Below are 22,959 nucleotides of genomic sequence, written 5' to 3' on the forward strand. Positions count from 1 at the left end.
AGTCAGAACCGGCCAATTATCAGGAATTGGCACGGAATTAATTTTCAATGCCAAGATGCTGGAAGTAGGAGTGAGTCTAATCGTACAGAAACTTTGAGCGCGCTGGGAAATCTCGCGGGCAAAGCCTCTCAATCAACCTGCTGCTCGCGATCGGCTGTTTCCAACAAATATCACTTTTATGCCCCCTGATGTTTATTCCCTCCCTCAGTCAGGTCATCAACCGCAATCCCCTCACTGTCACCCCTGAGACGCCCGTAGAAAAGGCGATCGAGCTGATGAGCAGCACAGGAGCCAGTTACGTCCTCGTGGTAGAACCGCGCGGGAATTCTCAATTTGGAAATCCCACGAACGGGACTTCCCCACAATCGCGGGAACAGTTGGGTTTCTACAGCGGCGTACCGCGTGCGGTACAGGCAGGAGGCAACGGGCTGGGTCTCAACGGCTCAAAAGCTCCCTATGCGGGCGGCCAGACAGTGCTAGGGATTTTTACAACGCGAGATGTCGTACAGCTAAATTCGATCGGCGCTGCTTTGAGGGGATTTGCGATCGAGCAAATCATGATCAGAACCGTAACTGTAGCCCGAGAATCGGAAATTTCCGACTTTTTTGCCTTAGCAAATCTGCTGGAGAAAAATCATATCGGCCATTTGCCCATCGTCAGCGACACTGAAGAACTTGTCGGTATAATTAGCTCTCAAAGCTTGGTGCAAATGTTGCAGGGAAGTGGGGAATCAACACAAAAAGCAATTAGCAGCGCTTCGCCACCTGCGGCTTTCGCGTTCCCTCCGCCGCTGCCAATTCAGCATCCGAAATTAGAGCTGCCCGCGAGTTTAATTAAACTTTATCAAATCCCTCAAATCGCAGCCTCGCGAATTATTCACGCTCCTGCTACTTCTTCGGTTCGCTATTTGGCGCAACTGATGTTCCGACACAATGTTAGCTATGTATTAATCACTGAAACCCCCGAACAACACTCGACTGGTGCTGCTCAAAATTCCAAATTTACAAATCCCAACATTCACAAACTCGTTGGCGTGGTAAGTTCGCGAGACATCCTGCTGTTGCAGGCCCTGGGAAGAGACTCCAACAAAATTAAAGCGGGAGCGATTTGCAGCAGTTCGCCACCGCTGGTGCGATCGCACTCTACCCTCGAAGCAGCAGTCGCCCTGCTGCAAAAAAACTACTGCCAGTTGCCTTTATTAGTCCTCAACGAAAGCAATCACCCGATCGGGATTGTCAATCCTAAAACTATCCTTTTACAAGCGCTGGATTCAAAATCTCTTCATTCTGGCTTGATCGCTTTGCAGCGCCAGCTAGAATCTAGCAACGCTCAATACAAAAGACTCTCAGCAGAAATACAGGGGAGAGCAGCAAATAGCCACGTCGCGGCTGAAATTTCTCACAACAGTTTCGTAGAGCGGCAAAATCTCCCTCCTGCAGTCAACAATCAGGGGATCTGGGACTGGAATCTCGAAACAGATGAGTTTTTTTATTCGGCGCGGTGGCAAGAAATGCTGGGCTACCAAGAAGGGGAAATCTCGAATCGCCGATCGGAATGGTGGAGTCGCATCCACCGAGATGATATTGACTCCGTAAAAGCAGCTTTAGAAGAGCACTTCGCCCAAAAGACACCGGATTTTGCAGCAGAATATCGGATGTACTGTAAAGACGGCAGCACTCTCTGGGTGCTGAACCGGGGTCAAGTTTTGCGCGGCGCTACGGGCAAACCGCTGCGGGTAGTAGGAACTCATACAGATATTACTGCAAACAAGCAGTTAGAACTCACAAACCGCGCTCATAATCAGGAGCAATTCCAACTATTTGACTCTTTGAAAGCAACAGTAATTTTCCAGATAGATGCGGCAGGGCTTTGGACATTTCTCAACCGCGCTTGGACGGAAATTACGAGTTTTTCGGTTTCCGAAAGTTTGCAAACTAATTTTTTAGATTGGGTGCATCCAGATGAGCGCGCGCAATGTGCAAATTTATTGGAGTCTTTGCTGTCGGGCAAGTCGGAATTTGAACGACGAGAACTGCGATTTAAGTGCAAGTCGGAGTCGGGGAAAAACTCCTTGGGAATTCACAGTAATTCGGGCTTTATTTCAGTAGAAATATTTGCCCAAGTCCGGCGGAATTCCCAAGGCGAAATAGCGGGTATTTTAGGGACTTTGCACGATGTCTGCAACCGCGCCGAAGGGGTTGAGGATCTGCGGGAAAGCGAGCGGGCAATTCGATCGCTCTACGAGGTAATGGTGAGCTCGGAAGGCTCTTTTGACGATCGAACGATCCGGTTGCTGGCAATGGGTTGCAGTCAGTTTGGGATGGATATCGGGCTGTTGGGCAGGGTTTTGGGCGATCGCTACGAAGTGATCGCGGCTTATGTACCGGAAGATTTTCCCTTTGGATTTGCTAAAGGAGACGGTTTTGCTTTGAGCAGAACCTTCGAGCGAGAGGTTTTGCGATCGAGCGAACCTATTTCTGTCGAATCAGCCGGTACTACTCCGTGGCGCAACCACCCCGCTTACAGCGTGCGCAAGTTGGAGGCTTTTGTGGGGACGAGGGTAATAGTGCAAGGGCGAATTTTTGGCACTTTGAGCTTTACTTCCCGCACCACTAAATCTCCTTTAAAACCGATAAATTTTGAAATTTTAAAGTTGATGGGCAATTATATCGGCGCGGAAATTGCCCGCGAAGAGCGAGAGCGAACTTTGCAAGGTCAGTACCAGCGCGTTTTACTACTCAAACAAATTACTCAAAAAGTGCGATCGACTTTAGATACTCAAGAAATTTTTCAGACTACCGCCACCCAAATCGGTCGCGTATTTGGCGTCAATCGCTGTACAATTCACACCTATCTTTCCCAACCTTATCCGCACCTTCCTTGCGTCGCGGAATACTTAGAACCAGGTCACGAATCTGCTTTAGATTTAGAACTTTCTGTCACTTATAACCCCTACACAGAAAAACTCCTCGCTGAAGATATAGCCCTGGCATCTCCTGATGTGTTTGCCGATCCTTTGCTCGAATCTTCGGGGCCGATGTGCCGTCGCATCGGATTAAAATCTATGTTGGCGGTTCGCACTTCCTATCAAGGAGAACCGAATGGAATTATTACTTTGCACCAGTGCGATGCCACTCGCCAGTGGAATTCCGACGAAATTGAACTGTTAGAAGATGTTGCCGCTCAAGTCGGAATTACGTTAGCTCAAGCACAACTTTTAGAAACGGAAGTTCAGCGACAGCGACAGTTGGCCGAGCAAAACGAAGCTTTGGATCAAGCGCGACAAGCGGCGGAAGTTGCTAACAGAGCTAAGAGCGAATTTTTAGCGACTATGAGTCACGAAATCCGCACTCCGATGAATGCGGTAATCGGGATGACGGGTTTGTTGCTCGATATGGATCTAACTCCAGAACAGCGGGATTTTGTAGAGACAATTCGCACCAGCGGCGATGCTTTGCTGACTATTATTAACGATATCTTAGACTTTTCCAAGATTGAATCGGGAAAAATGGATTTGGAACGCAGCGCCTTCGATCTGCAAAACTGTATAGAAGAATCTCTGGAATTGCTGGCTCCGAGAGCATCAGAAAAAGGTTTAGAGCTGGCTTACTTTATTGACAGTTCTGTTCCGAAAAACATTTTAGGAGATGTCACTAGGCTGCGCCAAATCTTAGTAAACCTACTAGGAAATGCAGTTAAGTTTACCGAATCTGGAGAAATTGTCGTCTGCTGTACGGCTAGAAAAATTGAGCAGGTGGCTGCTAAGAGTTCGCCGGAAATAATCAATATTCTAGAGCCGCAACCGTTAGTAATTAACCAAAGACGGTTGGCAGATAGCAGACAATACGAGATTCAATTTGCTGTCCAAGATACGGGAATTGGCATTCCGCCAGACCGGATCGATCGCCTGTTTAAAGCTTTTTCGCAAGTGGATGCTTCGACAACGCGACATTACGGCGGCACGGGTTTGGGACTGGCTATCAGCCAGCGTTTGAGCGATCTGATGGGGGGTACAATGTGGGTTGTCAGCCAGGTTTGTCCGGGAAATTCTAAGTCTCAAGCGGCAGTTTCTGCGATCGGACAAAGTACCGCTGGCAGGTCGCCTGCAGAATTTACTTCCCCGTCGATATCGGGTTCGGGTTCGATTTTTTATTTCACGGTTATTGCTGAAGCTAATGAAATCCTGACTGAGGAAAAAAGGCCGGAATTTGCCGCTGGTAAGCACTTGTTAATTGTCGAGCATCATGCCATTAATCGGCAAGTTTTGAGCCGGCAGGCAGAGTCTTGGGGAATGATACCGGTAGCTGTAACTTCCGGTGCTGAGGCTTTGGAAATCATCAAACAAAACTCGGCGATCGATTTAGCTATTTTGGCGATGAATCTACCAGATATGGACGGTGTAGCTTTGGCTGTGCAGATTCGGAAATTTGAGCTGAGCAATTTGTCTGGCGGCGACGACCTAAATCCGAATGCCATCCAAGTTAAAAACCCTCGCAAAGTTGCGCTACCTTTGGTGCTGTTTACTTATTTAAGCAAGGCGGAAGTTTGGAAAAAACTCGAAACTACAGAAGTACATTTTTCTGCTTTTTTAACTAAGCCTCTAAAACAGTCACAGTTTTATAATGTGTTGCTGCAAGTTTTTGGATATGTTACCGGAAAAAGCAGCAGGGGAGAAGTTTCAAATGTGGTGACTTTGACTTCGGGATTGAAGTATTTTGAAAAATCTCAAGAACAGCACCGCGTGCAGCGGACGCCGGCTGTTTTGAGGCAGGTTGCTACCAATTCAGCCGGACAGGATGCAGCTAATTCTAGTCAGATTCGGATTTTGCTGGCCGAGGACAATGTGGTGAATCAAAAAGTCGCTACGCATTTGCTAGACAGGATAGGATATCGGGCTGATATTGCTGCTAATGGGTTGGAGGTTTTGGAGGCCCTGAAGCGGCAATCTTACGATGTTGTGCTGATGGATGTGCAGATGCCGAACATGGACGGGTTGGAAGCGACGCGCCGCATTTGTCAGGAATGGCCTGCTAACAAGAAGCCGAGAATTATTGCGATGACTGCTAATGCGATGCAGGGCGATCGCGAAAAGTGTCTGGAAGCAGGTATGGACGATTATATTACTAAGCCAGTGCGCCGGGAAGAGTTGGCGATCGCCTTGAGCAAGTGCTCACCTCTGGATCGGGATGAATTGGATGCCGTTACTGAGCCGAAAAATCAAGATATTTCCGATGGACTTGACAGTGATGCTGCTGGATATTCGAGCGTCAAACCGGGAGCAGATTCGCCGATTGATTTTCATGTTTTGCACAATCTCCGCGAGCTAGACGATGAGGAAGACCCGGATTTTTTGGGGGAGCTGATTAAGATATATTTGTTAGACGCACCGCAGCATTTAGAAACTATTAAGGAGGCTATTTTTCTCGGCGATGCTGATAGTTTGAAAATCGCTTCTCACACGCTGAAGTCGAGCAGCGCCAATTTAGGAGCCGTGTCTTTTTCTGAAGTTTGCAAGGAGTTGGAGTATATGGGTCGCTTGGCGGTTGAGTCGGGAGGGGAACAGGTTTTTGATGTGAGTACGGCGCGCGATCGCCTGTTGGAAGCCCAAGTGGAGTGGGAAAAGGTGCGGGCGGCTTTTGAGACGGAATTGGAAACGGGGAAGTTGCGATCGCAAATGGGGTAATTTGTTATTTGTTGGTTGTTATTGGTTATTTGTCAGTTTCAATAACCAATGCCCCATGCCCCATGCCCCATGCCCCATGCCCCATGCCCCATGCCCCATGCCCATATTTAACTTTCGCCTAAATACGCTTTGCGAACAGTTTCATTTGACTGCAAATCGCTAGCAGTACCGGCGACTACAACCTGACCTGTTTGGATGACATAGCCGCGGTGGGCTACACTTAAAGCCATGCGGGCGTTTTGCTCCACCAGTAAAATAGTTGTTCCTTCAGCATTAATATCGCGGACGATCGCAAAAATTTGACTCACTAACATCGGTGCCAATCCCATACTCGGCTCGTCCAATAATAACAAGCGTGGGCGCGACATCAAAGCCCGGGCGATCGCCAACATTTGCTGTTCGCCACCGCTGAGAGTTCCCCCTTTTTGACTAATTCTTTCTCGCAAACGGGGAAATAAATTTAATGCTTTTTCCATATCGGACTTGATACCGAGAGTATCGTTGCGAAGATAAGCACCCATCTCTAGGTTTTCTTGCACCGTCATTCGCGGAAAAATTAGCCTCCCTTCGGGACTTTGAGAAATACCCAAACGGACGATCGCCTCTGTAGATAGTGCTTCTAAAGGCTTTCCCTCAAATAATACAGTACCTTGGCGCGGGCGCAGCAGTCCTTGAATCGTGCGGAGAGTTGTTGTTTTCCCTGCCCCGTTGCTGCCGATTAATGTCACAACTTCTCCCTGCGAGACTGTTAGCGATACTCCTTTGAGAGCGTGGATATTTCCGTAGTAGGTGTGAATGTCTTTGATTTCCAACATAATTACTCTTTTTGCTTTGTGCTTTGTTATATTATCCCGGCTAATTATAAATATTTATTGCATTTATTTAAAGTTAACCATTTTTAGAGTAAATAGTAATTTTACTTAGACCGACACTCAGCCGTAGCTCCCATACCATGTATTTTTAGTAGCTGTGGCGACCAACTTTACATAATTTTTACTTAAACACAAGCTTTCTTGACAGTAGCTTTACAAAAATCTCTAAGTAAATAGGTAGTATTAATAGGTAAGCGCAACCAACCGCTACAATTTACCAATAAAAGCATTTAAAAAATTTCAAATTTCAGGACATTTACCATGAAATTAAATCACAGTACCGGAGCGATCGCATTTTTATTAGCAACTCCTTTAGTAACCGGCTTGACTGTAGGCATTGGCCCTAGCAGTGCTGCAATAATCGCAGGTTCTGCAGCAGCAGGAACCATTGACAACTTCAGTCACAGACCGACTGATAGAGGTACATCTACTAACACTTACACTCAGACAATAGCTAAGAGGGGTTCAGTTATTAGCGACGCGACTGCTGATGCAGTTTTTGTATCTAACTGTCACGAATTGCTGGCTGCAAATCTCTCGCAAAATAAAGTGCAAGGTGACGGCAATAACTATTCCGGTTTAGCCCAAAGTCAAGCAGCAGTGGTCGGCGACTTCGACATTGATGCCAAAGAAACTTTTTCCTTCAATTTCCAGACATTTTTATATCTTTTAACATCAGTTGACAACCGCCAATCCGAACGCGCCAGTGCGAATGGCAGTATATCTTTCTGGTTGATTAACACTGTTACTAACATTCTTTTAGACTCTTTTCAACTTGCCAGCGGTTTAGACTCTTCTAGTGGCTTTTATTTGAATGGGTTTGCTAGCAACAGCTTTAACCCCACAGCCATTAATTTTAATTTAATGGCTGAAGGAAGTGCAGCAACAAGCCTCCTGTATACTTCTGGGGTGTATTCGCGGACATTCGGCAGCGCTACTAGCTTAAGGTTAGTAGAAATTAAGAATAATATCGCAGAGGCAAAAGCAGAAGCAGTTCCCGAACCGAGCGCAGTATTAGGTACTGCAATATTTTTAGGATTGTTTGTCAGGGGGCGAAAACTCAATAATAAATTGTCTCAATTCAAATCAAAAGTTTAGGAAAATCCCCGAAAATCAATTCGTAGGGTGTACATTGTGCACCTCATACCTTTTCAGTTGAATTGCTCGTTATAAAATGCTGTCGTCCGGGGCGGGTTGATAAATATTATCGATAGGAATGACAGATTTTTTGTCAAACCCGCCCCTAATTTTATTGCGGTTAATTTGCCGGACATTCTATGACTTTTTCGTATGGTTCGCACTGCGCACCTCACTTATCTGTCGGCATACAATACCGATTATCCATGTCCATCTTCTTCTTTTCCCAAATAGGCTTCAATCACACGAGGATCGGCGCGAACGTCGGCAGGACTTCCCTCAGCAATTTTAGTACCGTACTCCATAACACTGACGCGATCGCTAATTCCCATAACCACCTTCATATCATGTTCAATCAGCAAAATACTCAAATCCAACTCATCGCGAATCCGGTAAATAAAGCGAGTTAAATCAGCCGTTTCGTTCGGGTTCATCCCTGCCGTCGGTTCGTCCAAAAGCAACACTTTCGGATCGGAAGCCAAAGCCCGCGCAATTTCCAATCTCCGCTGGTCGCCGTAGGAAAGATTTTTTGCCAACTCCGGCGCTTTAGCAGCACCTAAACCGACAAAATCCAGCATACTCAAGGCTTTTTTCTTAGCTTCCCGTTCCTCCAAAATCACAGCCGGAGTGCGGAGGATTGCGCCCAACAAACCTGTTTTTAATCGGCAGTGTCTACCTACTAAAACATTATCCAGCACAGTCATGTTGTTAAACAAGCGGATATTTTGAAAAGTTCTAGCAATGCCGAAAGTTGTCAGGCGATCGGGCGGTAAACCCGTTATATTCTTCTGTTCCAGGAGCAACTGACCGGCACTCGGTTTATAGATGCCCGTAAGCATATTAAAAAATGTTGTTTTGCCCGCACCGTTGGGACCAATTAAACTAGCGATCGCGCCTTTTTCCAAAGTTAAGCTGACCTGATTTACAGCAGTCAAACCCCCGAACCGCATTGTAAGTTGCTGTGCTTCTAATAATGACATTTTGGTTGTGTTTCCTAATATTTTAGAGTAGTGCGAGCGGGATGATCGCGAGCTTTCACGCACGCGAATCAATTTGGGTTGGGAGATTTTAGGACATATTCTCTAACGTACAGACAAAATAGAACTTAAAAAGATTAGATTCTAGCGAACTGCCAGGGCGATATTGTGCGTGTAAATCGGCAGTCGAAAAGTTTTCAATAACTTTGAGATGGAGTTCGTCAGCCAAAGCTGCAATCTTTTCAAACCCAGTAATCCACGGTGCATACATACTTTCGTATTTATCTATGTAATCATTGATGTCTTGGTAACCCGTGGTTCTCAAAATCACCTTTTCCGACATATAATCAAAGGACAATCGGAAATTATGAACATTGTCGCGAATTTGTTCTAATACAAATATTACCTCTTTTTTGTCAAGCAAGGTAGTGTTGCCTTCCCACAAAAAATATGTCGGTCGAGCGAAATCAAATTCACTCTGTTTCAGCAAGGAGATTAAACCGTCTTTTACGTAATCGCCGGGAAGGTAGCGAACATTGGCAGTAACTTTGTTAGCTTTGAGAGTTTCTTCTTTTAATTGAAAAGTCGTGCAGTCGTCTATTTCAAAATAAGTGACTTTTTCTCCATTAATTCTAGCAGCGCGAGTATCCAAACCAGAACCTAAAATAACTACTTGCTTGCAACCGCCTAAAATTTGGTTTGACAAAACATCATCAAAATATTTAGTCCGCAACTTAACCATTTCTTTAGCGGCGGGAGAGTTTTTAGATATCTGGCTAGCTATTTTTTTTGTTTCCTCATTCAGCCAGATTTTTACTACATTATCAGTGTAAAGAGGAATTGCCTCTTCGTTCTCTTCTGCTCTAAATTCCGCAACGATAAAAGCAGTACCAGTTACATTCTTCATGGCTAATCTTTCACCCTTACTAAGTAGTTGGTTACAAATAAACATTAGATGAAGAGGAGGGTTTTACACTCATAAAGTTCCTGGCATGGCACCCTATATTTTTAGCTAAACCCGCCTACAAAATACTATGTTTTTTTGTCCTTACCTATTTATTGACTTCTCGCATCTGCTAAAGACTCATTGCTCGCTTCAGCATCCGAATGCAGTTCAGCTTGGTGGATCTTATCAGGAATCAGCCCCTCCGGCCGCACGATCATCATGACAACAAGAGTTAGGCCGAATAGAAATAAGCGCATTTGAATCGGGTCTAAACTGGTGGCCAGAAACTCTTGCAACTGGGGAATTGCAATCCTGGGGAGTACAAAAGTATTCAGGAAACCCTTGAGGACTTGCGCTAATTGTGGCAGATAAAGTCGATCGGCAGACATGATAATGATAGCGCCCAAAATCACCCCGGTCATGTTGCCCAAACCGCCTAAAATCACCATACACAGGATGATTACCGACACCGAGAAATCGAAAACGCTGGGAAAAATCGCGCTGATATAGGCGGCGTAAAACGCGCCTGCAAAGCCCGAAAACGTCGCTCCCATCGCAAAAGCCGAAAGTTTGGTTTTGACCAGGTTAATCCCCATCGCACTAGCCGCTAATTCATCTTCGCGCATGGCATTCCACGCCCTGCCCAAGCGGGAATCTCGCAGCCGCGAAATCATGAAGTAAGCGAAGACAACTAGCAGCAAAATTAGATAGTACCAGGGAAAGTAGTTACCGGTGCTGAAAGTGCCGACGATGGGGAGAGATGGACGCCCGATCGGGTTTATTCCCGCTTCGCCGCCGGTGAGGTTAAAAGGTCGATCGCACCCAACCAGACAAAGCACCAACTCGGGTTTTCCCAACAGGGAAGCGACAATCTTCGAGACTGGTTCGTCGATGCGAATCGCGGTTAAATTCCTAAACACAACCGGGATAATTTCGCCAAAACCGAGGGTAACAATCGCCAAATAATCGCCCTTGAGCCGCAGTGTGGGAATACCCAGGATTACGCCCGCGATCGCAGCTACACCGGCGGCGATCGGCAGTACCACCCAAAAGTTCCAAGCAATATTTAACTGTCCAGAAGATAGCAAAGCCGTCGTGTAAGCGCCGATCGCAAAAAATGCCGCATATCCTAAATCCAACAAACCCGCAAAACCCACCGTAATATTCAAACCCAGCGCCAGCATAATAAAGATTTGAATCTGTACTACAGTAGCAATCCAGCCAGTTTGAGCTTGAATGTCGATAAAGGGAAACAGAATTAGAATAAAAGCTAATGTCACCAGAGTTGCCAGCCGCTGGCGTTCCCCCTGCAAACCCTGCAAAGCACCCATTAACGTAGCTGTTAGAATTGCGATCGTCAAACTGCAAATTCCGTACAGCAGCGTAGTCGGCAAAGCCACAGCCGATTGCCCAGAAAAAGGTCTAATCAAAACCCCTTCTACCACACTCGCAACTAACAGCCAAACTCCCAATCCCAATCCCGCTAAACTGCCGATAGTCGCACCCATTTTCGGGCTGTAAACCTTTGGTTCCTGACAGCTCATAAAGCCCGCCGCCGTACCCATCAGCCAGCCGATCACGGTACCGCTCCAACCCCCGAATAACAGAACAGTCAAAGAGGCGATCGCCCCTAAAATACCGCTCGATTTAATTGCTTTAATTATTTTTTTTGACATAGGAAGAAGTTATTAGTCATTAGTCAGTAGTTAGATGAAAGAATGCTAGGAATCGCAGTTATAGATACGACTGACGCGGGCAGTGCCAAATTCTGCCTCAATGAATGTGAGCGACTGCTTATCGTGGAAACGGTCGATCGGGCTAGCTACAGTTTAGAGTCTTTTGAGTTCGATTATTGCACCAAAAGTGACGAAACTTCAAATATACTGGAACTGTTACCCCAACACACTTCAAACGGGCGATCGCTATATGGTACAAGCACCTCAAAAAACTATCACCCTCGACGAGTTTTTGCAACTCCCAGAAACCAAACCCGCTAGCGAATATATCAAAGGTGCGATCGTCCAAAAACCTATGCCGCAAGGAAAACACAGCAAACTACAAGGCAGACTCGTAACAGTCGCCAACGACATCGCAGAGAAACCGCAAATTGCCCTAGCCCTACCAGAACTTCGCTGCACATTTGGCGGACGTTCTATTGTTCCCGATGTCGCGATTTTTGTTTGGAATCGCATTCCCCTAGACGCTGACGGCGAAATTGCCAATACATTTAATGCTCACCCAGACTGGACAATAGAAATTTTGTCTCCATCCCAAAGCCAAACCAAAGTTACAAACAATATTTTGCACTGTTTGAATGCCGGTTGTCAGATGGGTTGGTTGCTCGATCCGGATGAAAAAAACATTTTAGCCTATCCCGCAAGGCAGCAGCCGATTTCACTGCAAGAACCAACAGATATACTTCCGATGCCCAATTTTATGCCGAAAATGCAGTTGACTTTAGGCGAAGTTTTTGGCTGGCTCAAACCAGGGAATATTTAAAAGGTAAAACTAAAACGTAAAACGCGATCGCTTTTAGTTCCCCAACTTCTATTAAAATTCTGGGAGCTGCCTGTGCTGTTTTTTCATGTCTACTTAAATATTTATTGCGATTATTTAAACCCCGAAATTTCAAACCTTCTCCTGAACATTCTCGCCCAACAAACCCCCTGGCCTAAAAGCCAAAATCACCACCAAAACCCCAAACACCCAAGCATTAGTCCAGCGACTCGACAAATACTGATCGCTCAAAGACGAAAGCAACCCAATCAAAACCCCTCCTAACATCGCCCCCACAATATTGCCAATTCCCCCCAAAACCGCCGCCGTAAAAGCTCTCAAACCCGCCGTAAATCCCATCGTAAACACAATCGTATTGTTGTACAAACCAACCAAAATTCCCGCCGAACCCGCCAAAGCTCCACCAATCAAAAAAGTCAGAGCAATAATCTGATCTACATTAATCCCCATAATTTTAGCAGCATCGCGGCTTTGAGCAGTTGCCCGCATCGCCTTTCCCAGACGAGTGTACTGGACAAACAGATGAAGCAAAACCATCAATACCACAGCCACTACCAACACAATTAAATCTTTCGTAGTAAATACAATACTCGTTTGAATTCCCAAAAACTTGAGAATATCAACTCGCGGTAACAAATCGGGAAAACTTTTCGGCGCAGCAGAATTAGAACCCATTACCGGAATAAAAGCTTTCAATCCTCCCCAAAATAACCCCATATTTTGGAAAATAAAAGAAACTCCAATTGCTGAAATTAAAGGAGCCAAACGGGGAGCATTTCGCAAAGGTCGATAAGCATACTTTTCGACAACAATATTCAGTCCAGCACAAAACACCGAACATACAATTAAAGCGACTAACATCACCGGTATAGCAATACCTAAAGGCGCGCCGTCTTGAATGCCAAAAGCCCCGAATACAGTTAGGGAAGCAAAAGCACCCAACATATACAAATCGCCGTGAGCAAAATTGATTAACTCAATAATGCCGTAAACCATCGTGTAACCCAAAGCAATAATTGCAATAAGCGCCCCGTTGACCAAACCCACTAACAATTGTTGAATCAAAACTTCAGGACTGCTGGCTATTTCTCCTAAAATTTTCGGCAAATCAAATCCTGCGATCGGGCCTAACAACAAAACTATATAAGCTACACCTAGATATAAGAGAATACTTTTCCAGTTCTTCATGTTTTTGAGTAATTGGGAATTGGGAATTGGGAATTGAGAATTGGGAATTGGGAATTGGGCATCGGGCATAGGACATTGGAGGGAGAAGGAAAAAGGCATGATTTTTTATTATCCCTTCTTCCTTCTTCCTTCTTCCCGATATCCATTACATCCGTTATAAAATCCGTTGCCGAACTTCCCTCTTCCTTCTGATTAATTATTCCGTCTTGAGCGCATTCACGAACTCCCACTTACCGCCTTTAACAACATTTCCTGACATTGTAGTCAAGCTCGTGTCGCCGTTGGTGTCAAAACTCCAAGTGCCAAGGACGCCGTTAAAGTCTTTAGTTGCCAAGACAGCTTCGCGGATAGCAGCGCGGTCATTTTTGCAAACTTTATTAATTGCGCCGATCGCAACTTTAGCAGCTTCATAGGCGTATGCTGCATAAGCTTCCGGTTCAGCATTATATTTTGCCTTGTAACTTTCGTACCACTTCGCACCCACACCAGTCAATTCTTGAGGAGGCAAGCCGCCAAAAGTAGCATAAACTCCTTCGGCATCTTTGCCTCCGGCATCGATTAAAGCTTGATCTTTAATGCCGTCCGGCCCCATGAACTTGACTGTATCAGCCGTCATCCCGACATTTCTGATGTCTTTAATTATTTGTCCGGCGTTGCTCTGAGTAGTGCCGCCGAAGTAAATCAGGTCTGGATTTAAAGCTTTGATCTTATTCATTAACGCCTTGTAGTCGCTAGCTTTAATATCAATTCCCTCTCTTCCGAGGACTTGAATTCCCAACTTTTTAGAAGTAGCTTCAAAAACATCAGCGATGCCTTTGCCGTAGAGTTCTTGGTCGTCGAGAATGTAAACTTTTTGCACGCCTAAAGATTTTGCCCAGTTGCCAGCTACAGCTCCTTGAAGGTCGTCAGCGGGGACAACGCGGGTGAAATTGCGAGTGCCTGCGGGATAATAAACGTTGGGTTCTTTGGCTTCACCTTTTCCTGGTTTAGTCAGTCCCGGATAAGTGTTGGCCGGACTGATCATGACGATGTTAGCTTGGTTGAGCACGGGAATGGAAAGTTTGGCTGCACCGGAGTTATAGTGACCGATGGCGGCAACTACCGAACCGTCAGCAACGGCTTTGTTCGAGTTGGAGGTTACTTGGCCCGGGTCCCATTTGCCGGCGGCGGCAGTGGCATCGTCGAGCACTTCGTATTCGATTTTGATTTTGCCGTCGCAAGCTTTGGAGTCGGTTTCAGCAAGTGCTTGTTTGATGCCGTTGACCATTGTTTGAGATTGACCCAATGCGCTACCTGTCATGGGCAGCATTGAGACAATTTTGACAGTATTTGGGTCTCCGGGGCTGCTGACTGCGACGGGAGTGGCTGCGGGACTGGTTCCGGTAGTTGTGGCGGTGGGTGCTGGAGGATTTTGACAGCTAGCGCACACAGATGCTATCCCGGCGGCGAGGAGTAATGTCCGCAGCCCCCCGGTGTTGAGATTTTGTGTTGGGTTGGTTTTTGTGGGTGTGGGACTTTGGCCCCCTGACTTCTGGGAAAAGTTCATAGGTTGGTTTGTTTGTTGCTTGCGTCTTAGCATATTTTCACTCTGTAAGTCTGTAAGTCAAGAGTTAGCACAAGTTTAAAAAATTTGTGTCAACTATCAAAAACAGACCTAGAAAGGCAACATCAGGACTTAGGCCGCTCCTGTCTCAGGGGCGGCGGGGGCTGCCCGTACAATGCGTGAGTTCACGATTCCATCGCGGTTAACTAGATCCGCGATCGAAGATTTCAGTATGTGTGTTGACATTGTGTATACAAAAAATTAGCATATAAATATGCTAGGGCTACTGGCTCTAATTACTACTGTGTCTAGCCAGAGGTAACTGTTATGCACCCGCCAGCATCTGAAGAATCAGTCAGCCAGACCCGCGATGTGACAATCAACATTCGAGCTCAGCCGAATCAACGCGCTCTCATCGATCGCGCGGCCCAATTACAGGGAAAGAGCCGATCGGAGTTCATGCTTGAATCAGCTTACCAAAAAGCTCAAGATGTGATTCTAGACCGCTGTTTTTTTGGGTTAGATGAACTTAAATTTAAGCAATTTTTGGCGCTGCTGGATGCACCGCCGACGCCAAATCAGAAGCTAAACGCATTACTAAAAACAAAATCTCCGTGGGATTAGATCGAGATTTAGGCCAACTCTGCCCGCCTGAAAAACTGAACTCGTTACATCAAATTGAGACCTTTGATTCAGGCAACAGTCAGTTAGATGAATGGCTCAAGCGCCGCGCTCTGAAAAATGAGTCAGAGCGGGCTTCACGGACTTATGTTTTGTGCGATCGCCAAGCAGTGATTGCGTACTATTGTCTTGTAAATGGAGCAATAGCACAAACTGCTGCAACGGGTAAAGTCAGGCGCAATATGCCCGATCCGATTCCTGTTATGGTGATTGGACGGCTTGCAGTCGATCGCAACTGGCAAGGTTCCGGCATCGGACGCGCTTTGCTGCGGGATGCAATTCTTCGCACTTTGCAAGCTGCTGAGATTGCAGGAATACGTGCAATTCTCGTACACGCTATCTCCGAAGATGCGAAGCAGTTTTACCAGAAGTGCGGGTTTACTGTTTCGCCGATCGATCCAATGACACTCATGGTGAAAATTAGCGATGCCATTGCTTCACTTGAGCTCAAGTGACAGATCGTCATTTCAAGTTTGAGTTAAATCATCTTGTCACAACTAACGATGCTCTTTCGTCTTATCTATAAATACCTCACAAGTTTCAACAGGAGGTTCCTAGATGAGAATTTTTGTGGCAGGTGCAACGGGGGCGATCGGTCGTCCGCTACTCGCCCAATTGCACAGCGCAGGACATGATGTAGTGGCGTTGACCCGCACTCCAGAAAAAGCACGGATTTTAGCTGAACAAGGTGTGGAACCTGCGATCGCAGATGTCTTCGATGCAGATGCTGTCAAAGCTGCTGTGATTCGCGCTCAACCGGAAGTTGTAATCGAACAACTCACCTCTCTGCCTAAAACCTACACGCCTGAGACAATGCAGGCGGCAGCAGCACTGAACGATCGCATCCGTCTCCAAGGAGGTGCAAATGTCCTAGCGGCAGCGCAAGCGGCTGGTGTGCGTCGTTACATCCGGCAGTCGATCGCCTTTTGGGCGATTCCCGGTACAGGATTGGCCGATGAAGAAACACCCCTAGCCTTAGATGCTTCGCCCGCAGTTGCAGACGGAACCCGCACCCTGAATGAGATTGAACATCGCTTGCTAGGGAACCCCAATCTAGAAGGAATTCTCCTGCGTTACGGCTTTTTCTACGGGCCCGGCACTTGGTACGCAACCGATGGAGACGTTGCCGAACAGGTGCGGCAGCAACAATTCCCGATCGTCGGAAATGGCGAAGGTGTATGGTCTTGGGTTCACATTGAGGATGCGGCCTTCGCGACGGTGGCGGCCGTCGATCGGGGAAATCCCGGCATTTACTTGATTGCGGACGATCGGCCCTTAGAGGTGCGCGTGTGGCTTCCTGCTTATGCCCAGTGGCTCAATGCTCCACCGCCACCGCAGGTATCAGTTGAGGATGCTCTGCGAATCAGTGGTGGAGATGCTGTCTACTATGGCACCCAGTTACGAGGTGTCTCCAATGCCAAGGCAAAACGCGAACTAAATTTTCAACCGCGATCGTTGGAATGGCTTGTTAAAACTGCCGTTGAAAAAGGCCAACTGACAATTTAATCTCGATCGGGCTAACACTAGGAGTTGTTTGGAAAGCTTTCTAATCAGGGAGAAATAAAATGAAGATTGCTCAATATGGAACAACGATCGCGGTCATCCATGCGATCGCAAACGGACTGCATGGTTTAGCGCATTTGCAAATCCCAATTCCCCTCTCTCTCCTTCAGAGTTTGTTTGTGGGTATTGTGATTTTTCTGATTCCCATCATTGCAGCCGTTTTGCTTTGGACACATTTCTATCGCATTGGTAGCTGGCTCTTACTCAGTTCAATGGCTGGATCGATCCTGTTTGGGCTCTACAATCATTTCATCGCGATCAGTCCAGATCATGTGTCTCAAGTTGCCTTTGAAGGCTGGGGTTTGGTGTTCCAAGTCACAGCCATCCTGATATTAATTGTGGATGGATTAGGCTCTGGAATTGGCTTCTGGGCATTGAGAACTATTCAGCAACAAGAGCAGGGGGCTTTATGAGTTCTCTGGATGACTTTAACCACCATCGTCCGTTGCTGTTCTCGATCGCCTACCGAATGCTGGGCACTGTCACAGATGCCGAAGATATGGTACAAGAAACCTTCCTGCGCTGGCAACAGACGGCGAGCTCCACGGTGCGATCGGCAAAGACTTATCTGACAACTATTACTACTCGTCTCTGCATCGATCATTTGCGATCGGCGCGTGTCCAACGAGAACAATACGTCGGTACCTGGCTACCAGAACCGATGTTAACGCAACAATCCGAAAATTCAACCGATCTAATGGAATTAGCAGACTCGCTCTCGATCGCATTTTTAACTGTAATGGAGCGTTTATCTCCGATCGAACGGGCAGTATTTCTACTCCGCGATGTCTTTGACTACGACTATGACGAAATTGCTCAGATGATCGGCAAGAGTCCCACCAACTGTCGCCAAATCCTGCGACGAGCGAAGCAGCATCTTGCCGACCAACGTCCTCGTTTCCCAGTTTCTCGGCCTCAACAAAAGCAGATTACAACCCAATTTTTAGATGCCTCCACCAAGGGGGATTTGCAAGATTTGTTGCTGCTGCTGGCAAAGGATGTGACGTTTTGTTCAGATGGTGGCGGCAAGGTGGTTGCAGTCCTCAAGCCGATACATGGAGCAGTAAAGGTGGCTCGGATGCTGTTAGCCATTCGTCGCAAATGGCTGCTTAATTCTGTCTCTCACTTAGCCGATATCAACGGACAACCCGGCATTATCCAATATCTGGATGACCACATTCACAGTGTGATGACGTTTGAGATTGTGGATGGCTGTATTCAGTCTATTTACAGTGTGCGGAATCCAGAAAAGCTAGAGCGGATTTGCCAGGAGATATCTTTAGAGAAGTAACCGAAAATTTTCGGTGACTTGCTTCAAGTATGAGCCAGCTCATAGAAGTTGTTGAAATCTCATTCTACGATCGAAGCAATGAACTTAGGAAGGTCTTGGATAACCAATGCTGCTGTTCTAAAAAAGACACTAACTCAGGAGATTTTGACATGGATAATATAATGCCTCCCAACAATCCATCTGTTGTAACACCACCCGAAGTTACATTAGTTCCCAATAACTCCCTTTTAACAGAAACCCCTGAAGAGGGACGGCAACTGGCAGTCAAAATGGCACGGCTGATTATCAAAATGACTCAGCCTGATGAAGAAAAGCGCAAACAGTTACGAGAGGTTTATGGCAATGATGCCATGATGCTGATTGCAGTTGGTCACGTTGTCGCAATAGAATTTGCCACAGTCGCTGCTGCCAACAACTACTGGCGTAAGTAGGTACAAGTCAGAACCCCAACTTCTCAGAGAAGTCGGGGATCTGAACCCCTGGTAATGTATTCAATTTTTGACGAATGCACCATGAAAGTTTTGATTCGATTGATAGTTGGTTTTTTTGTCTTCCTTGTAGATGTCGTCTACGGAAATCGTTCCTACCCTCGGTTTTATATGCTGGAAACCATCGCCCGCGTTCCTTACTTTTCCTATCTATCAGTGCTGCATCTTTACGAGACGCTGGGTTACTGGCGCAAAGCAGACTTGTTGAAAGTTCACTTCGCTGAAACCTGGAACGAATTACACCATCTGTTAATTATGGAATCACTGGGGGGCGATCGCCTCTGGATCGATCGCTTCATCGCTCAACACGTTGCCGTGGCTTACTACTGGGTGGTAGTGCTGATTTATATGCTGTTTCCCTCTTACGCCTACTACCTGATGGAACTGATTGAAGGTCATGCCTACCACACCTATGACGAATACTTGAAAACCTATGAAGCGGAACTGAAAGCTCAACCTGCGCCCCAGGTGGCAATCAATTTCTATCGCGATGGCGATCTTTATATGTTTGATGAAGTTCAGACTGCACTAAGTCATGAATTTCGCCGTCCCAAGGTGGATAATCTATACGACGTGTTCGCGAACATCCGTGATGACGAAGACGAACACGTCAAAACAATGGTGGCACTCCAGAAACCAGAAGCGCGGCTAACCTTCAAAAGTCCCCATACGGTTTTTGAAGCAGTAGCTGCCAACGCAGATAAAACGGGTTGGTTGTAGGAGGTGTTATACTTTGAAATTGGATTGCAATTTGATATGAATGATGGCAGTCCAATGAATTCTACAACATTCTTAATAACTATGAAAACACTACTGAAAAAATCAGCGTTACTCCTTGCTCTACCAATCTGTGTCTTAGCTAATTTTTCCTTACCTGCGTCTGCTGATTCTACTGCTGACCTCATCCTCAGTACGAGATGCCAGGGTGGTTACAACATTAATATTTGGAAAAAGAAGGGTTCAGGTGAACTGCTATATCGCTCGACCAGTTCCAACGGTAATTTAAGTTTGGGCGGAGGTACTAGCAAAGCTACAGAAGGCGTTCGAGTCTATAAGTTTAGGAAGGGCAATTATCAATATTGGGTGTGGGATGGCACGTTGGATAGCCCGAAGTCGGGAACTTTAGAGGTGTACAAAAATAACCGTATCTTGATGCAGAAAGCTTGTACGAAAAGTTGAATCCTCTAGCCTGACTAAATTAATCGATTACAGACAACAAAAAAGGAGAATTTTATGACGAACTATGACTACATTGTAATTGGTGCAGGTTCGGCAGGCTGCGTTGTCGCCAACCGTTTGACAGAAGACAGTCAAACAACCGTGTTGTTGCTCGAAGCTGGCAATCCAGATACGAAACCAGAGATTCAAATCCCGTTGGAATGCTTCAACTTACTAGGCTCTGAGGTAGACTGGGCATACTTCACAGAACCAGAACCTTACCTCAATAACCGTAAAATCTTTCATCCCCGCGGGAAAGTCTTGGGCGGTAGCAGTTCGATTAATTTCATGCTTTATGTCCGAGGCAATCCTCATGATTACGATCGCTGGCAAGAATTGGGTAATCCCGGTTGGAGTTATCAAGATATATTGCCATATTTCAAGAAATCTGAAAACCAGCAACGAGGTGCTTCCGAATACCACGGTGTCGATGGCGAGTTGAGTGTTACCGATCTAATTTCCCCGGCACCGATATCCCAACGATTTGTAGAAGTATCTGTAGCAATGGGATATCACAACAATCCTGATTTCAATGGGATGCACCAAGAAGGCGCAGGACTCTATCAGATGACGATTAAAGATGGAAAACGGCACAGTACCGCTGCTGCATTCCTGGTGCCAATTCTCGATCGTCCCAATTTGACAACAACGACAGGATCGTTGGTGACTCGATTGTTGTTTGAGGGAACCCGCGCCGTTGGGGTGGAATATCTATACGAGGAAACGCTGCACCAAGTCCGGGTTAACCGGGAAGTGATTTTAAGTGCTGGCGCATTCGATTCGCCTAAGCTGCTGATGCTTTCGGGCATTGGTAATCAAGAATACCTGGAATCATTGGGTATTCCTGTAGTAGTCGATTTGCCTGGTGTCGGTCAAAACCTCCAAGATCATCCTCTCATTCCTGTGGTAAACCTGGCAACTCAGGATTTACACCCTGCAATCACCAGTAGTATCGTTGAAGCCGGATTGTTTTTGCATAGCGAGGGTAATCAGGATGCTGCGCCTGATTTACAGTTGATCTTCAGCCCTATTCTGTTGACATCCCCTCCTCGTTCTGATTCGGGATTTACTGGTTTAGTATGTTTGATCCATCCTGAGAGTATTGGTAGTGTATCTTTACGATCGCCCGATCCGAAAGATCCACCAATGATTCGGATGAACTATCTCCAAAGTGAATCTGATGTGCAAAAAGTCATTGCAGGAATTAAATTACTCCGCAAATTATTTCAGACAAGTGCCTTTGATGAGTTTCGAGGTGAGGAAGTCGCTCCCGGTGCCGACAATCAGAGTGATGAAGCACTCGAAGCTTACATTCGGGAAGTTTGCAGCACTGTGTTTCATCCTGTCGGCACCTGCAAAATGGGAACTGACTCAATGGCGGTTGTAGACTCTGAACTCCGCGTACATGGAGTTGAGGGGTTGCGTGTGGTAGATGCGTCAATCATGCCAAAAATCACCACAGGAAATACGAATGCGCCGACAATTGCGATCGGCGAAAAGGCAGCAGATTTAATTAAAGCCGCAGGTTGCGTTTCACAGCAAGTACCTTTAGCAATTACAAATTAACAGGGAGTGCGATCGATTAAATAGCCTTGACTGTTTCTTTGCCAACTATGAGCTAGCTCAAAGAAGTTGTTGAGAAAAAGTGTCAGATTAAAGGTAGTTCAAGGTTAGGAGGGTAGTGATATGACTCTCACAAAAGCAAACATCACCGCATCTCAACTAGAAACTCTCGCCAAACTCTACCTGGAAGGCAAGCCAGCCGAGATTTCAGATGAAACCATCACCCAACTTTGTGATTGGCTGATGGGTGAGTTCCAGAGATTGCCCTTAAATCTGAAAATTTCAGATTATATGCGTTATGAAAACGCTGAAGAGATGTTTGCAGATATTAAGCTTCAGCAACTTTGGGTATCCGCTGACAGTTACGATTCTGCTGTTTATCCCAATCCCATTTATGGATTTATTTTTCAGGGAATGCACGATTACGACCACTACTTGACAAATAGTGACTTCAGTTTGGAAGGGGAAATCGCGGCTTACAACCTCACTGCAAAACGTGCACCGAGTTTAGACATCCAAAAGATTCTCTATTCCGAAATTGTACTGCGATCGGCTGCCTATCTTTATTTAAGACATATGGCCGATCCTAAAATAGTTTTTCCATAATTAATTATAGAGGTAAAAGATAATGCACGAATGTCCTTGTTGTTCTGATCCATTATTACGGCACATTTACCAACATGAAATTTGCGGGTTTTGTCCCCAATGTCGGGCAATGATGCCAGCTATTTCCGAAGTAAAAATTACTTCAAACATTAGCATCTGAATGTCAATCAGACCTGCGATGTTACAATTAAAAGACGTTAGCTACAAGATTGGAGGTTGGCTCGCGCATGGTTGAGTTGCAATCAGATTTAGAATATGTGGTGAACGATCGCTTAAAAGTCTCTCTTGATGCGATCACGCAATTTTGCCAGCGCTGGAACATAGTCGAGTTTGCCCTGTTTGGCGGACGTGCTGCGGGATGATTTCCGCCCCGATAGCGATGTGGATGTATTGTCACCTATGAGCGATCGCACAGCCTCACGCTGTCTCATTTATTGGGTATGCAGGAAGAGATAGAGAATTTATTTCACCGTCCTGTCGATTTGGTGGAAAAAAAGCTGTTAATAAATCCTTATTTGCGATCGAACATTTTGAAAACCTATCGAGTGATTTATGCAACAAGCGGGCGATCGGGATAGCGCTTCACTTACAATTCCTTGTGCGAGTTTCTAGGGCGTCGGTTCAGTATTAGGAGTTGACAAAAAAAGGAATTTATGAAATTAGCCAGTGCATGAGTTCGAGTCTA

Annotated in this window: 21 protein-coding genes; 15 read left to right on the plus strand and 6 right to left on the minus strand. The window is 46.1% G+C overall.

All coding sequences use genetic code 11. The features are described from left to right. Positions 1 to 188: 188 nt before the first annotated feature. The gene (locus tag QUA54_RS23620; protein ID WP_333416538.1) at positions 189 to 5,684 is read left to right on the plus strand and encodes a response regulator; all 5,496 of its coding nucleotides are present in this window, start codon (positions 189 to 191) and stop codon (positions 5,682 to 5,684) included. A gap of 107 nt (positions 5,685 to 5,791) precedes the next feature. Here the strand turns inward: QUA54_RS23620 and QUA54_RS23625 are convergent, their stop codons facing one another. Next, positions 5,792 to 6,499, minus strand: coding sequence for an ABC transporter ATP-binding protein (locus QUA54_RS23625; protein WP_006631855.1), 708 nt, complete (start codon positions 6,497 to 6,499; stop codon positions 5,792 to 5,794). Positions 6,500 to 6,817: 318 nt separating this feature from the next. Here QUA54_RS23625 and QUA54_RS23630 point away from each other — a divergent pair, with 318 nt between their 5' ends. Then, a complete protein-coding gene (locus QUA54_RS23630; protein WP_333416539.1) occupies positions 6,818 to 7,654 on the plus strand; it encodes a PEP-CTERM sorting domain-containing protein in 837 nt (278 codons plus the stop codon). Positions 7,655 to 7,893: 239 nt separating this feature from the next. Here the strand turns inward: QUA54_RS23630 and QUA54_RS23635 are convergent, their stop codons facing one another. From QUA54_RS23635 to QUA54_RS23645, 3 genes are all read right to left on the minus strand, one after another. After that, complete coding sequence (locus QUA54_RS23635; RefSeq protein ID WP_333416540.1) at positions 7,894 to 8,673, minus strand: ABC transporter ATP-binding protein; 780 nt, start codon at positions 8,671 to 8,673, stop codon at positions 7,894 to 7,896. A gap of 88 nt (positions 8,674 to 8,761) precedes the next feature. After that, the gene (locus tag QUA54_RS23640) at positions 8,762 to 9,577 is read right to left on the minus strand and encodes an SAM-dependent methyltransferase (RefSeq protein WP_333416541.1); all 816 of its coding nucleotides are present in this window, start codon (positions 9,575 to 9,577) and stop codon (positions 8,762 to 8,764) included. A 149-nt stretch (positions 9,578 to 9,726) separates the two neighbouring features. After that, complete coding sequence (locus tag QUA54_RS23645; protein WP_333416542.1) at positions 9,727 to 11,292, minus strand: ABC transporter permease subunit; 1,566 nt, start codon at positions 11,290 to 11,292, stop codon at positions 9,727 to 9,729. 250 nt (positions 11,293 to 11,542) lie between these two features. On the opposite strand from QUA54_RS23645, the gene QUA54_RS23650 reads away from it, so the two are divergent. Beyond that, entirely contained in the window at positions 11,543 to 12,115 is a 573-nt protein-coding gene (locus QUA54_RS23650) for a Uma2 family endonuclease (RefSeq protein ID WP_333416543.1), read from the plus strand. 129 nt (positions 12,116 to 12,244) lie between these two features. Here the strand turns inward: QUA54_RS23650 and QUA54_RS23655 are convergent, their stop codons facing one another. Together QUA54_RS23655 and QUA54_RS23660 are read right to left on the minus strand one after the other, a co-directional pair. Further along, positions 12,245 to 13,420 (minus strand): branched-chain amino acid ABC transporter permease, encoded by a 1,176-nt coding sequence (locus tag QUA54_RS23655; RefSeq protein ID WP_333416544.1) that lies wholly within the window; start codon positions 13,418 to 13,420, stop codon positions 12,245 to 12,247. A gap of 97 nt (positions 13,421 to 13,517) precedes the next feature. Then, entirely contained in the window at positions 13,518 to 14,900 is a 1,383-nt protein-coding gene (locus QUA54_RS23660) for a branched-chain amino acid ABC transporter substrate-binding protein (protein ID WP_333416545.1), read from the minus strand. A 291-nt stretch (positions 14,901 to 15,191) separates the two neighbouring features. Between QUA54_RS23660 and QUA54_RS23665 the strand changes: the two genes are divergently transcribed. From QUA54_RS23665 to QUA54_RS23720, 12 genes are all read left to right on the plus strand, one after another. Further along, complete coding sequence (locus QUA54_RS23665; protein ID WP_333416546.1) at positions 15,192 to 15,488, plus strand: DUF1778 domain-containing protein; 297 nt, start codon at positions 15,192 to 15,194, stop codon at positions 15,486 to 15,488. Next, a complete protein-coding gene (locus QUA54_RS23670) occupies positions 15,479 to 16,000 on the plus strand; it encodes a GNAT family N-acetyltransferase (protein WP_333416547.1) in 522 nt (173 codons plus the stop codon). Before QUA54_RS23665 ends, QUA54_RS23670 begins: the two co-directional genes overlap by 10 nt. A 103-nt stretch (positions 16,001 to 16,103) precedes the next feature. Continuing rightward, on the plus strand, positions 16,104 to 17,051 hold the full coding sequence (locus QUA54_RS23675) for an NAD(P)-dependent oxidoreductase (RefSeq protein WP_333416548.1): 948 nt from the start codon (positions 16,104 to 16,106) through the stop codon (positions 17,049 to 17,051). Between the two features lie 59 nt (positions 17,052 to 17,110). Next, on the plus strand, positions 17,111 to 17,521 hold the full coding sequence (locus QUA54_RS23680) for a hypothetical protein (protein ID WP_333198468.1): 411 nt from the start codon (positions 17,111 to 17,113) through the stop codon (positions 17,519 to 17,521). Continuing rightward, a complete protein-coding gene (locus tag QUA54_RS23685; RefSeq protein ID WP_333416549.1) occupies positions 17,518 to 18,399 on the plus strand; it encodes an RNA polymerase sigma-70 factor in 882 nt (293 codons plus the stop codon). The genes QUA54_RS23680 and QUA54_RS23685 overlap by 4 nt, the downstream gene beginning before the upstream one ends. 149 nt (positions 18,400 to 18,548) lie before the next feature. Continuing rightward, positions 18,549 to 18,830 carry a hexameric tyrosine-coordinated heme protein gene (locus tag QUA54_RS23690; protein WP_172191666.1) on the plus strand — a complete coding sequence of 94 codons (282 nt, stop codon included), beginning with the start codon at positions 18,549 to 18,551 and terminating at the stop codon, positions 18,828 to 18,830. Between the two features lie 81 nt (positions 18,831 to 18,911). Then, a complete protein-coding gene (locus QUA54_RS23695) occupies positions 18,912 to 19,607 on the plus strand; it encodes an alternative oxidase (RefSeq protein ID WP_333416550.1) in 696 nt (231 codons plus the stop codon). Positions 19,608 to 19,688: 81 nt separating this feature from the next. After that, the gene (locus QUA54_RS23700) at positions 19,689 to 20,066 is read left to right on the plus strand and encodes a hypothetical protein (RefSeq protein ID WP_333190132.1); all 378 of its coding nucleotides are present in this window, start codon (positions 19,689 to 19,691) and stop codon (positions 20,064 to 20,066) included. Positions 20,067 to 20,120: 54 nt separating this feature from the next. After that, the gene (locus QUA54_RS23705) at positions 20,121 to 21,671 is read left to right on the plus strand and encodes a GMC family oxidoreductase N-terminal domain-containing protein (RefSeq protein WP_333416551.1); all 1,551 of its coding nucleotides are present in this window, start codon (positions 20,121 to 20,123) and stop codon (positions 21,669 to 21,671) included. Between the two features lie 120 nt (positions 21,672 to 21,791). Then, positions 21,792 to 22,274, plus strand: a complete 483-nt coding sequence (locus tag QUA54_RS23710) for a transposase (RefSeq protein WP_333416552.1) — start codon at positions 21,792 to 21,794, stop codon at positions 22,272 to 22,274. Positions 22,275 to 22,501: 227 nt separating this feature from the next. Next, a complete protein-coding gene (locus QUA54_RS23715) occupies positions 22,502 to 22,636 on the plus strand; it encodes a hypothetical protein (protein WP_333416553.1) in 135 nt (44 codons plus the stop codon). 78 nt (positions 22,637 to 22,714) lie between these two features. Further along, positions 22,715 to 22,852, plus strand: a complete 138-nt coding sequence (locus QUA54_RS23720) for a hypothetical protein (RefSeq protein ID WP_333416554.1) — start codon at positions 22,715 to 22,717, stop codon at positions 22,850 to 22,852. Positions 22,853 to 22,959 lie beyond the last annotated feature (107 nt).

Source organism: Microcoleus sp. MOSTC5, assembly GCF_036701825.1.
Lineage (GTDB): Bacteria > Cyanobacteriota > Cyanobacteriia > Cyanobacteriales > Microcoleaceae > Microcoleus > Microcoleus asticus.